Raw genomic sequence first — 12675 nt, 5'->3', positions numbered from 1 at the left:
GGGAGGCGTGGCGTGAGTGAGCGGCGGGCCGCACCCACGGTGGGCCAGGTGGTCCTGGGCAGGCGGTTGCAGGAACTGCGGGAGACGGCGGGCCTCAAGCGCGAGGAGGCCGCCAAGGTGCTCAGGGTGGCCCCGGCGACCGTGCGGCGCATGGAGATGGCCGAGGTCGCGCTGAAAATACCGTACGTCCAGATCCTGTTGACGGCGTACGGGGTGCGTGAGGACGAGGTGTCGGCCTTCGTCACGCTGGCCGAGGAGGCGAACCAGCCGGGCTGGTGGCAGCGGTACCACGACGTGCTGCCGGACTGGTTCAGCATGTACGTGAGCCTGGAGGGCGCCGCGCGGATCGTCCGCTCCTACGAGCCGCACTTCGTGCCCGGGCTGCTGCAGACCGAGGACTACGCGCGCTCGGTGCTGGAGGCCGGGACGATAGGGAACGCGGGCCCGGACGCGGTGGAGCGGCACGTGTCGCTGCGCATGGAGCGGCAGCGGCTGCTGGAGCGCGCCGACCCGCCGCACCTGTGGGTGGTGATGGACGAGACGGTGCTGCGGCGCCCCGTCAGCATCGACGGCCGGGTGATGCGCGACCAGCTGGACAAGCTGCTGGAGCTGGCGACCCGGGACCGGGTGACGCTCCAGGTCGCCGAGTTCGACGACGGGCCGCACCCCGGGACGTACGCGCCCTTCACGCTGTTCCGGTTCGCCGAGCCGGAGCTGCCCGACATGGTCTTCACCGAGTACCTGACGGGCGCCCTGTACCTGGACTCCCGCGCGGAGGTCTCCGCGCACCTGGAGGTCCTGGACCACATGACGGCGCGTGCCGCCTCGACCCAGCGCACCGAGAAGATCCTGCGCGCGTACCGCGAGACCTTCTGACCCGGCGGCCCGGCCCGACTCCGACACCCGGACCCGCCCCGACCCGACACCGACCCCGACCCCGACCCCGACCCCGACCCCGACCCCGACCCCGAGGAGACCACACCGCATGACCGGATCCGACGCCGTGCCCGCCCCCGTCGACACCAGTCGGCCGCATCCGGCCCGCGTCTACGACTGGTGGCTGGGCGGCAAGGACAACTACCCCGTGGACGAGGAACTGGCCCGCAGGATCCTCGCCGCCGACGACACGGCGGTGCGCGGGGCGCGGGCCAACCGCCGGTTCATGCATCGGGCCGTGCGGACACTCGCCGAGGCGGGGATCCGCCAGTTCCTGGACATCGGCACCGGCATCCCCACCGAGCCGAACCTGCACCAGGTGGCCCAGGCCGTGGCGCCCGAGGCGCGGGTGGTCTACGCCGACAACGACCCGATCGTCCTGCGGCACGCCGAGGCACTCCTGCACGGCACGGCCGAGGGGTCGACCGAGTACGTCCACGCGGACGTCCGGGACCCGGACCTGATCCTGCGGCTGGCGGCGGAGTCCCTGGACTTCGGCGAACCGGTGGCCCTGTCGCTGGTGGCGCTGACGCACTACCTCGGTGACGCGGCCGACGGCGACGACGTGCACGGCCTGCTGAAGCGGTACGTCGACGCCCTGGCCCCCGGCAGCCACCTGGTCCTCTCCCAGGTGACGCCGGACCTGAACCCGGAGGCGGTGGGGAAGGCCGCCGGGCTGTTCGCCCGCAGCGGCACCCCGTTCTACCCGCGCTCGCTCGGCGAGTTCGCACGCTTCTTCGACGGGCTGGAACTGCTGGGTCCCGGCATCATCCCGGTCACCGGATGGCGGCCGGACCCTCAGGACGTGGCGGTCCAGTCGGAGGGCATCGTGCCGGTGTACGCGGGGGTGGCGCGCAAGGTCTGACGGGACCGGCCGGCGCCCGCACTGACCCGTACGGGCGCCGCGAACGGGTGCGCTCCCGCGCCCGGCCCTAGGTTCGAAGATCCAGGGCCTGGGCGATCGAGGGAGCGCACGTGACCGACACGCGGACACCGCCCACCGAGCCGGGCGCGGCGCTGCTGCGCGCGGGGCGGTTCTTCCGGTCCGGCACCGCCGCGCCCGACCTGCACAGCATCGGGCTGGTCGGCGGCCGGGAGTCGGACGCCTTCTACCGGGACCGCTGGAGCCACGACAAGGTCGTGACCTCCACGCACGGCGTGAACTGCACGGGTTCGTGCCGCTGGAACGTGTTCGTCAAGGACGGGATCATCACCTGGGAGACCCAGGCGACGGACTACCCGTCGGTCGGCCCGGACCGTCCCGAGTACGAGCCGCGCGGCTGCCCGCGCGGGGCGGCGTTCTCCTGGTACACGTACTCGCCGACCCGGGTGCGCTACCCGTACGTGCGCGGGGTGCTCCTGGAGATGTACCGGGAGGCGAAGGCACGGCTGTCGGACCCGGTGCTGGCCTGGGCGGACATCCAGAGCGACCCGGAGCGGCGGCGGCGCTACCAGCAAGCGCGCGGCAAGGGCGGCCTGGTGCGGGCGACCTGGGACGAGGCGGTCGAGCTGGTGGCCGCGGCCCACGTGCACACCATCCGCACCCAGGGCCCGGACCGCATCGCGGGCTTCTCCCCCATCCCCGCGATGTCGATGGTGTCGCACGCGGCGGGCGCCCGCTTCCACTCCCTCATCGGCGCCCCGATGCTGTCGTTCTACGACTGGTACGCCGACCTGCCGGTGGCGTCCCCGCAGGTCTTCGGCGACCAGACGGACGTGCCGGAGTCGGGCGACTGGTGGGACGCGGCGTACCTGATCATGTGGGGGTCGAACGTCCCCGTCACCCGCACCCCGGACGCGCACTGGATGGCGGAGGCCCGCTACCGGGGCCAGAAGGTCGTGGTCGTCTCCCCGGACTACGCCGACAACACCAAGTTCGCCGACCAGTGGCTGCACCCGCACCCGGGCACGGACGGCGCGCTGGCCCTGGCGATGGGGCACGTGGTCCTCAAGGAGTTCTTCGTCGACCGGCGGACCCCGTTCTTCGACGACTACGTGCGGCGCTTCACCGACCTGCCGTTCCTGGTGACGCTGACCGAGCGGGACGGCGCGTACGTGCCGGCGAAGTTCCTGCGCGCCGCCGACCTGGGGCAGGAGGGCGAGGACGCGCGCTGGAAGACGGTCGTGCTGGACGAGGCGTCGGGCCGCGCGGTCGTCCCGAACGGCTCCCTGGGCTTCCGCTGGAACGAGGCGGACCAGGGGAGGTGGAACCTCGACCTCGGTGACGTGAGCCCCCGGCTGAGCCTGCACGGCCACGAGATGGCGTCGGGCGTGGAGGTGCTGCTCCCGCGCTTCGACACGGAGGGCGGCGCGCACGCGCAGGGCCGCGGCGAGGTGGTCCGGCGGGGGGTGCCGGCGACGCGGCTGGGCGGGGCGACGGGGCCGCTGGTGACGACGGTGTTCGACCTGCTGCTGGCCCAGTACGGGGTGGCCCGCCCGGGGGTGCCGGGCGACTGGCCGGCGTCGTACGAGGACGCGGACGCGCCCGGCACCCCGGCCTGGCAGCAGACGCACACCTCGGTCCCGGCGGCGGCCTGTGTGCGGATCGCCCGGGAGTTCGCGCGGACCGCCGAGCGCTCCAAGGGGCGCTGCATGATCCTGATGGGCGCGGGCACCAACCACTGGTTCCACTCCGAGACGATCTACCGGGCCTTCCTGGCCCTGCTCCAGCTCACCGGCTGCCAGGGCCGCAACGGCGGCGGCTGGGCGCACTACGTGGGCCAGGAGAAGTGCCGCCCGTCGACCGGCTGGGCGTCGCTGGCCGCCGCGTCGGACTGGTCGCGGCCGCCGCGTCAGATGATCGGCACCGCGTACTGGTTCCTCAACACCGACCAGTGGCGCTACGACCGCTTCGGCGCCGACGTGCTGGCCTCGCCGCTGGGCGAGGGGCGGCTGGCGGGGATGACGGGCGCGGACTGCCTGGCGCTGTCGGCGCGGACGGGGTGGATGCCGTCGTACCCGACCTTCGACCGCAACCCGCTGGAGCTGGGCGAGGCGTTCGGCGACCCGGTGGCGAACGCGGTGGCGGAACTTCGGGCGGGGACGCTGAAGTTCGCCTGCGAGGATCCGGACGCGCCGGAGAACTGGCCGCGGATCCTGACCCTGTGGCGGGCGAACCTGCTCGGCTCGTCGGCGAAGGGCGCCGAGTACTTCACCAAGCACCTGCTGGGCACCCACTCCTCGCTGCGGGCCGAGGAGGCCGCGCCGGACGAGCGGCCGAGGGACGTGGTGTGGCACGAGGAGGCACCCGAGGGGAAGCTCGACCTGCTGCTGTCCCTGGACTTCCGGCACACCTCGTCCACGCTGCTGTCCGACGTGGTGCTGCCCGCCGCGACCTGGTACGAGAAGCACGACCTGTCCAGCACGGACATGCACCCCTACGTGCACGCCTTCTCGCCGGCCGTGGACCCTCCGTGGCAGACGCGCACCGACTTCGACACCTTCAAGGCGCTCGCCGAGAAGCTCAGCGAGCTGGCCGTGGACCACCTCGGGGTGCGCAAGGACCTGGTGGCGGCGCCCCTCCAGCACGACACCCCGGGCGAGATCGCCCAGCCGGGCGGGGTCGTACGGGACTGGCGGCGCGGGGAGTGCGCTCCCGAGCCCGGCAAGACCCTGCCGAACCTCGTCGTCGTCGAGCGGGACTACCCGGCCGTCGGTGCGAAGTTCGCGGCGCTGGGCCCGCTGGTGGAGGCCAAGGGGCTGCCCGCCAAGGGCATCACCCTGAAGCCGGACGAGGAGGTGGAGCGGCTGCGGCACATGAACGGCGCGGTGCGCGGCGGCCCCGCCGACGGACGCCCGGCGCTGGACACGGCGGTGAAGGCCGCCAACACCATCCTGGCGCTGTCCGGCACGACCAACGGGCGCCTGGCCGTCCAGGGCTTCCACACGCTGGAGGCGAAGACCGGGCAGGAGATGGCCCACCTGGCCGCCGAGCACGAGGGCAAGCGGATCACGTACGCGGACACCCAGGCGGCGCCCGTGCCGGTGATCACCTCACCGGAGTGGTCGGGCAGCGAGGCGGGCGGGCGACGGTACACGGCGTTCACGCTCAACACCGAGCACCTCAAGCCCTGGCACACCCTCACCGGCCGCCAGCACTTCTTCCTCGACCACGACTGGATGCACGAGCTGGGCGAGGCGCTGCCCGTGTACCGGCCGCCGCTGGACATGAGCCGGCTGTTCGGCGAGCCCCAGCTCGGCCCCGACGGACACCGCGAGGTGACGGTCCGCTACCTCACCCCGCACAACAAGTGGTCCATCCACTCCGAGTACCAGGACAACCTGTTCATGCTGGCGCTGTCGAGGGGCGGCCAGACCATCTGGATGTCCACGCGGGACGCGGAGGCGATCGGGGTCGCCGACGACGACTGGATCGAGGCGGTCAACCGCAACGGCGTGGTCGTGGCCCGCGCTATCGTCTCGCACCGGATGCCGCCCGGCACGGTCTACATGCACCACGCGCAGGAACGCACGGTCAACGTGCCCTTGGCGGAGACGACCGGGAAACGCGGCGGCATCCACAACTCGCTCACCCGCCTGCTCCTCAAACCGACCCATCTCATCGGCGGCTACGCCCAGTTGTCCTGGGCGTTCAACTACCTCGGCCCGACGGGCAACCAGCGTGACGAGGTCACCGTGATCCGCCGCCGCGGCCAGGAGGTCGAGTACTGATGCGCCCGATGGCCCAGGTCGCCATGGTCATGAACCTCGACAAGTGCATCGGCTGCCACACCTGCTCGGTCACCTGCAAGCAGGCGTGGACCAACCGCCGGGGCATGGAGTACGTCTGGTTCAACAACGTCGAGACCCGCCCCGGACAGGGCTACCCGCGCCGCTACGAGGACCAGGAGAGGTGGCAGGGCGGCTGGGAGCTGAACCGGCGGGGCGCGCTCAAGCTCAAGGCGGGCGGCCGGATCAAGAAGCTCGCCGGGATCTTCTCCAACCCGAAGCTGCCGGAGATCAAGGACTACTACGAGCCCTGGACGTACGACTACAAGAACCTCACCGACGCCCCGCTCGGCTCCGACTATCCGGTCGCCCGGCCCGTCTCCCAGCTCGACGGCAAACCGATGAAGATCGGCTGGTCCTCGAACTGGGACGACGACCTGGGCGGCGCCCCCGCCTACGGCGACCTCGACCCCATGGTGGAACGCACGCGGCAGCAGGCGTCGGAGAAGGTGCGGTTCGCGTACGAAGAGACCTTCATGTTCTACCTGCCGCGCATCTGCGAGCACTGCCTCAACCCGTCGTGCGTGGCGTCCTGCCCGTCCGGGGCCATGTACAAGCGCTCCGAGGACGGCATCGTCCTGGTCGACCAGGACCGCTGCCGGGGCTGGCGGATGTGCGTGACCGGATGCCCGTACAAGAAGGTGTACTTCAACCACCGCACCGGCAAGGCCGAGAAGTGCACGTTCTGCTACCCGCGCATCGAGATCGGGCAGCCGACGGTGTGCTCGGAGACCTGCGTGGGACGGCTGCGCTACCTCGGCGTGGTGCTGTACGACGCCGACAAGGTGACCGAGGCGGCGTCCACCCCGGACGAACGGGAACTGTACGAGGCGCAGTTGGGCGTCTTCCTCGACCCCGAGGACCCCGGGGTGCGGCGGGCCGCCGAGGAGGCGGGGATCCCGTACGACTGGATCGAGGCGGCGCGGCGCTCCCCCGTGCACGCGCTGGTGAGCAGGTACCGGGTGGCGCTGCCGCTGCACCCGGAGTACCGCACCATGCCCATGGTCTGGTACATCCCGCCGCTGTCGCCGGTGGTGGACGCGCTGACCGAGACCGGGCACGACGGTGAGGACGCGGACAACCTGTTCGGTGCGATCGACACGCTGCGGATCCCGCTGGAGTACCTCGCGGAGCTGTTCACGGCGGGCGACGTGGGACCGGTGCGGGCCTCGCTGGAGAAGCTGGCGGCGATGCGCTCCCACATGCGGGCGATCAACCTCGGCGAGGACCCCGACCCGGCCGTCCTCGCGGGAGTGGGCATGTCCGCACAGGAGGTCCAGGACATGTACCGGCTGCTGGCGCTCGCCAAGTACGAGGAGCGGTACGTGATCCCGACCGCGGCCGTCGGGGACGCGCACCGGCTGGAGGCGTCGGCTCTGCCGGACACGTGCAGCCTGGACACCGACGGCGGGCCCGGCATGGGCGGCGACGGGCCGTTCGGCCAGGACTCGGGACGCAGGCGGCTGCCGCTGGTGCCGGTGGAGAACTTCCACGTCCTGCGCCGGCGGCAGACCGCCGACGACGAGAGGGAGGTCTGATCCGATGCCCGGGTTCGAGGTGCTGTACCAGGCGGCGGCGCTCTGTCTGACGTATCCCGACGACGACTTCCGCGTCCGGCTGCCCCTGCTGCGCGAGGCCGCGCCCCAGCTGCGCGGCTTCACCGACCACGCGGCCGTGACGTCGCAGGGCGACCTCCAGGCGCACTACGTGGAGGTCTTCGACTTCAAGAACCGGCACAGCCTGTACCTGAGCTGGTGGACCGACGGCGACACCCGCAACCGCGGGATGGCGCTGGTCCGGTTCAAGGAGCTGTACCGCGCCCACGGCCTGGAGTTCACCGACGAGGAACTCCCCGACTTCCTCCCGGCGGTCCTGGAGTTCGCCTCCCGCACCGGTGACATCGGCATGCTCACCGAGCACCGCGGGGCCCTGGACCAGCTGCGCTCCCGGCTCACCGCCTTCGGCACGCCCTACGCGTGCGTCCTGGACGCGGTGTGCGCCACCCTGCCGCCCGCACCCGCTGGAGCCCGCCCGTGACCGTCCTCCTCTGGGGCGTCCTGCCCTACGCCGCCTTCGTCCTGCTGGTCGCCGGGCTGGTCTGGCGGCACCGCTACGACCGGTTCGGCTGGACGACGCGTTCCTCACAGGTCTACGAGTCGAAGCTGCTGAACATCGCCTCGCCCGTGTTCCACTACGGCATCCTCTTCGTGCTCGTCGGCCACCTGATCGGGCTGTTCGTCCCCGAGTCGTGGACGGACGCGGTGGGCGTGAGCGAACACGCGTACCATCTGCTGTCGCTGTACGGCGGCACGGCGGCCGGGGTGCTGGCGGTGGCGGGGATCGGGCTCCTGATCTACCGGCGGCGCACCAACGCGCCCGTCTTCCGCGCGACGACCGCCAACGACAAGGGCATGTACGTCTTCCTGCTCGGCGCGATCGTGCTGGGCATGGTCGCCAAGCTCGCGCACTCCTCGGGCACCGGCTACGACTACCGGCACACCATCGCGCCCTGGTCGCGCGGCCTGTTCACCCTCCAGCCGAAGACGGAGCTGATGGTGGGGGTGCCGGTGCTGTACCAGGTGCACGCGGTGATCGGGATGGTGCTGATCGCCCTGGTGCCGTACACCCGGCTCGTGCACATGTTCAGCGCGCCGGTGCGGTACCTGGTCCGGCCCTACGTGGTCTACCGGTCGCGCGACCCCAGGCAGCTGGGGCCGCGCCCGGACCGGCGGGGCTGGGAGCGCGCGGGCTCCTAGCCGGTCCCTCCTGGCCCTTAAGCCAGCTTGGCCGTGAGGGTGATGGTCGTGCCGGTCAGGGCCTGGCTGACCGGGCAGTTCTTCTTGGCGTCCTCGGCGGCGGCGGTGAACGCGTCGTCGTCGAGGCCGGGGACGGTGCCCTCCACGGTGAGGTGGATGCCGGTGATGCCCTCACCGGGCTGGAAGGTCACGTCGGCGGACGTGGTGAGCTTGGTGGGCGGGGTGCCGGCACCGGCCAGGCCGTGCGACAGGGCCATGGAGAAGCAGCTGGAGTGGGCGGCGGCGATCAGCTCCTCCGGGCTGGTCTTCCCGTTGGCCTGCTCGGCGCGCGACGGCCACGACACCGGCTGCTCGCCGATGCCGGACGAGTCGAAGGTGACGACACCCTTGCCCTCGAGCAGGTTGCCTTCCCAGACGGTGTGTGCGGAGCGCGTGGTTGCCACGGCGGGTCCTCTCGAATTCGCTTGCTGTACTGGGGCGGTGGGAGCCCGGCTCCGGGTTCCCACCGCCCCATCCGATCACACTCCGGCCCGGCTCACCCGCAAGAACCGTCCCCCGGGACGGGAACGGGCCCCTCCGCGCGCCGCCTGCGGGCCGCCATCACCGCGTAGACCAGGACACCCGCGAAGAGGAACAGCACGCCCTGGTAGACCGCCGCGTAGCCGGCGCCCGCCACGAGCCACAGGGAGAACCCGGCCGCCACAGCCGCGATCACGCCGTCCCGCGCCAGCCGTCCCCGGTCGACCTTCTCGCCCTGGCCGGAGACCAGGTGGAAGATCTGCGCGGCGGTGGCCAGCAGGTAGGGCACGGTCGCGGTGAAGGTGGTGACGAGGACGAGGATCTCGAAGACCTTCGCCGAGCCGGACGTGTAGTTGTAGACGGTGAGCAGGGAGGCCAGGACGACGGTGACGCCGACGCCGACCGTGGGCACGCCGCGCCGCCTGCGGGCGAACGCGGCCGGGAACAGGCCGTCCTTCGCGGCGGCGTACGGGGTCTGGGCGCTGAGCAGCGTCCAGCCGTTGAGGCAGCCGGTCATCGACACCAGGGCGGCCAGCGCCACCGCCCAGCCGCCCCAGGCGCCGCCGAACATGGCGTTCACGGCGTCCGAGAAGGGCGCGGTGGAGGTCACCAGGCGGTCGTGGGCGACCGTGCCGAAGACCGAGAGGGTGCCCAGCAGGTAGACCAGGGCGGCGCCCGCGGTGCCGATCACGGTGGCCCGGCCGACCGTGCGGCGGGGGTCCTTGACCTCGCCGGCGCTGACGGCGGCGGACTCCACGCCGAGGTAGGAGAAGAGCAGGATCGCGGCGGCGGCGGAGACCGCGCCGATGCCGCTCGAGCCGCTCGCGTCGAACGGGCCGAGGTTGTCCGGGTCGAAGAAGAACAGCCCGCCGACCGCGACGAGCAGCAGCGGCGCGAACTTCAGCACGGTGGAGACGAGCTGCACGGCGCCGACGTAGCGGGTGCCCGCGAAGTTGGCGAGCGCCGGCAGCCACTGGATGACGAGCGCGGCCAGGCACGCGGTCCAGCGGTGGTCGTTCACCGGGATCAGGACGTCGAGGTAGCCGACGGCGGCGACGGCGAGAGCCGCGTTGGAGACCCAGGTGGTGATCCAGTACGCCCAGGCGGCGAGGAAGCCGGCGAAGTCGCCGAAGGCCTCGCGGGCGTAGACGTACGGGCCGCCGGTGCGCGGGTCGCGGGCGGCGAGCCGGCCGAAGACCAGGGCGAGCGCGATGGCGCCGACGGTCAGGACACCGAAGGCGAGCAGGCTGATGGTGCCGAAGGGGGCGACGGAGGCAGGGAGCAGGAAGATGCCGCCGCCGATGATGTTGCCCATGACCAGGGCGGTGGCGACGGGGAGCCCGAAGCGGCGGGCGTGCCTGCCGTTGCCCGGGGCGGGGGCGGGGGCGGAGTCGGGCGCCGCGGGGGTCTCCTGCGGGTCCGGAGCCGGTGGGGGGACGGTCCCGGTGACGTGCATGGGGTGGTGCGCCTTCCTTGGAACTGGTGCCCGGGATCGCCGGGACGGCGCCCATGGTCCGGCAGGCTCCGGCGCCGCTCCAAATCAGGCGGTTTTGTCCCGCACGACCCCGTCCGCGACGGGAAATACTGCGCCGTCGACGGCCTTCGGCCGGGAATCGTCCAGGGGAACCTGCGGTCCGCTCGACTCGCGCAGCCAGCGGCGCAGGATCCGGTGGACGTGTTCGGCGCCGACGATCTCCGCCCCTTCGGCGACCGGCGCGGACAGGACGACCGGCGCCAGCAGGAAGGCGCGGGACTGGGCGCCGCCGAGTCCGCCGTGCGAGCCGATCTGCTCCTCGAAGGCGAGGACCTCGCCGTCGGCCGGGTCGTGGAAGGAGTTGACCATGATGTCGGCGGTGTGCGGGAAGGAGTGCGTGCGGCGCACGGCGTCGGCGGCACCTGGGCCGAAGGGCGCGAGCGGGCCGGGGTCCTCGTCGAGCCGGTCCAGGGGTATCTCCGCGCCCCGCGCGCCGAGCACCACGCCGCCGTGCTCCTCGCTGCGGACCAGCAGGAAGCCGATGCCGGGGTGGTTGGCGAGGGTGGGCAGCAGGGCGGGGTGGCGGGCGTCGATCTCCTCCCGGGTCATCCGGTGGCGTACGTCCGGGAAGGAGACCAGGCCCAGGTTGCCGGAGGCCAGCACGATCGGCTCCGAGCGGCGGCCGGTGGGGGTGTCGGCGGGGCGCTGCTGCTCGGCGCCCTCCTCGACGGGCCGGTGCAGGGCGGCCCGGACGGTGTTGCGCGCCTCGGCGCCGCTGCGGGTGCGCTGCGCGCGGCGCGGCACGGGCAGTCCGCAGCCGGCCCGCACCAGGTCGCCGAGGGTGAGGCCGTAGCGGGCGCGGAAGGTCTCGCCGGGGCTCTGGCCGTGGTCGGACAGGACGACGAGGCGGTAGGGGCGCGGGGCGTGCTCGGCGACCTTCTCGATCAGCGCCAGCGACCGGTCGAGCCGCTGGAGGACCTTCGCGGCGTCCCGGCCGCGGGGCCCGGAGTGGTGCGCCACCTCGTCGTAGGCGACCAGGTCGGCGTAGACGGCGGTGCGTCCGGCGAGCATGTCGCCCATCACCGCGGCGACGACGACGTCCCGTTCGACGACGGTCGCGAAGGCGCGGACGAAGGGGTAGAGGCCGCCCCGGGAGACGCGCGGGCGGACCTTGTGCACGCGGGCGCGGGTGGACTGGCCGATCTCCCGGCCCACCTCGGCGACGAAGGACAGCGCGGTGCGCACGGCGTTGGCCGGGTCGGAGAAGTAGGCGAAGTAGCCGGAGCGGGAGCGGGTCTCCCGGCTGCGGCGGCGGGTGGCGATGGACAGGACGAGGGCCTGCTCGTCGGCGCCGCCGCCGAACAGGTTGCCGCGGCTGGCGCCGTCCAGGCTGAGCAGCCCGCCGTCTCCGGTGCGCCGCACGGCGCGGTGCTGGAGTTCGGCGGCGCTGGTCGGGCGGTTGCAGACCACGACCTCGCCGCTGTCCTTCTCGTACCAGCGGAAGGCGGGGACGTCGTGGTTGGAGCCGTGCAGGATGCCGAGCTGGCTGGCGCCGGTCTGGCTGGACCAGTCGGTGCGCCACGCGGCGAGGCGGTGCGACGCGGAGGCGCCGTCCCGGCCGAGCCAGCGGGCGACGGTCGGCATGGCGCCGCCGTCGACGGCGTCCAGGAGCACGTCGTGGCCGACGCCGTCCAGTTGCAGGAAGACGGTGCCGGGGTCGGCCGGGCAGGGCGGGCCGGATCTGCGGCGGCGGTCGGCGAGGCGGTAGAGCCGGCGCCGGTAGGCGTCGTCGTCGCGTACGGCCAGGGCGCCGCCGGTGGCCGAGGCGACGGCGGACATGACGGCGGCCACCACGACCGCCGTCTCGGGGGCGACGCCGCCGCTTCCGGCCGGGTTCACGTCGATGGCGAGGAGCAGCAGGGCGCCGTTGAGGAAGAAGACCAGCACCCCGAGGACGAGCGTCGGCACCAGGAGCAGCAGCCGCACCAGCAGCGGCCACACCAGGGCGGACAGCAGACCGAAGGCGCCGGCGCCGACCGCGGCGGTCACGGCGATGTCGGTCGCGCTGTCGCCGTCGGGCGACTGGAGCCGGAAGTCCGGCAGGATCCCGGCGAGCACGAGCATGGTGAGGGTGGAGACGGCCCACACCGTGACACTCCGCCCGATCTGACTGGCGACCCGGCGCCAACGCCCTCCACCCACGCTCCGCACACCTCACGTCCCGGGCCCGCCGTCGGCGCGGGCCTTCCCCACCCTGTCACA

General features: G+C 72.7%; 9 protein-coding genes. 6 read left to right on the top strand and 3 right to left on the bottom strand.

Features of this window, described 5'->3' with window-relative positions; all coding sequences use genetic code 11:
* Positions 1 to 12 precede the first annotated feature (12 nt).
* The 6 genes from ACFIF2_RS05385 (at position 13) to narI (ending at position 8420) form a co-directional block, all read left to right on the top strand.
* On the top strand, positions 13 to 876 hold the full coding sequence (locus ACFIF2_RS05385) for a helix-turn-helix transcriptional regulator (protein ID WP_395571321.1): 864 nt from the start codon (positions 13 to 15) through the stop codon (positions 874 to 876).
* Positions 877 to 985: 109 nt separating this feature from the next.
* Positions 986 to 1801 (top strand): SAM-dependent methyltransferase, encoded by an 816-nt coding sequence (locus ACFIF2_RS05380; RefSeq protein WP_395571320.1) that lies wholly within the window; start codon positions 986 to 988, stop codon positions 1799 to 1801.
* A gap of 110 nt (positions 1802 to 1911) precedes the next feature.
* On the top strand, positions 1912 to 5607 hold the full coding sequence (locus ACFIF2_RS05375; RefSeq protein WP_395571319.1) for a nitrate reductase subunit alpha: 3696 nt from the start codon (positions 1912 to 1914) through the stop codon (positions 5605 to 5607).
* The gene (gene narH, locus ACFIF2_RS05370) at positions 5607 to 7202 is read left to right on the top strand and encodes a nitrate reductase subunit beta (RefSeq protein WP_395571318.1); all 1596 of its coding nucleotides are present in this window, start codon (positions 5607 to 5609) and stop codon (positions 7200 to 7202) included. Before ACFIF2_RS05375 ends, narH begins: the two co-directional genes overlap by 1 nt.
* Before the next feature lie 4 nt (positions 7203 to 7206).
* Positions 7207 to 7701, top strand: coding sequence for a nitrate reductase molybdenum cofactor assembly chaperone (gene narJ / locus ACFIF2_RS05365; protein ID WP_395571317.1), 495 nt, complete (start codon positions 7207 to 7209; stop codon positions 7699 to 7701).
* Positions 7698 to 8420 (top strand): respiratory nitrate reductase subunit gamma, encoded by a 723-nt coding sequence (narI, locus tag ACFIF2_RS05360; protein WP_395571316.1) that lies wholly within the window; start codon positions 7698 to 7700, stop codon positions 8418 to 8420. Before narJ ends, narI begins: the two co-directional genes overlap by 4 nt.
* 17 nt (positions 8421 to 8437) lie before the next feature.
* Here narI and ACFIF2_RS05355 read toward each other — a convergent pair whose 3' ends face one another.
* The 3 genes from ACFIF2_RS05355 to ACFIF2_RS05345 all read right to left on the bottom strand — a co-directional run bounded on the left by ACFIF2_RS05355 (position 8438) and on the right by ACFIF2_RS05345 (position 12624).
* The gene (locus ACFIF2_RS05355; RefSeq protein ID WP_395571315.1) at positions 8438 to 8863 is read right to left on the bottom strand and encodes an OsmC family protein; all 426 of its coding nucleotides are present in this window, start codon (positions 8861 to 8863) and stop codon (positions 8438 to 8440) included.
* Positions 8864 to 8955: 92 nt separating this feature from the next.
* Positions 8956 to 10395, bottom strand: a complete 1440-nt coding sequence (locus tag ACFIF2_RS05350; RefSeq protein ID WP_395571314.1) for an amino acid permease — start codon at positions 10393 to 10395, stop codon at positions 8956 to 8958.
* Positions 10396 to 10479: 84 nt separating this feature from the next.
* Positions 10480 to 12624, bottom strand: a complete 2145-nt coding sequence (locus ACFIF2_RS05345) for a phage holin family protein (RefSeq protein ID WP_395571313.1) — start codon at positions 12622 to 12624, stop codon at positions 10480 to 10482.
* Between the last annotated feature and the right edge of the window lie 51 nt (positions 12625 to 12675).

This window comes from Streptomyces sp. BK79, assembly GCF_044142145.1.
Classification (GTDB): Bacteria; Actinomycetota; Actinomycetes; order Streptomycetales; family Streptomycetaceae; genus Streptomyces.
The sequence above is the reverse complement of the archived record's forward strand: the minus strand, read 5'-3'. Positions and strand labels throughout refer to the sequence as shown.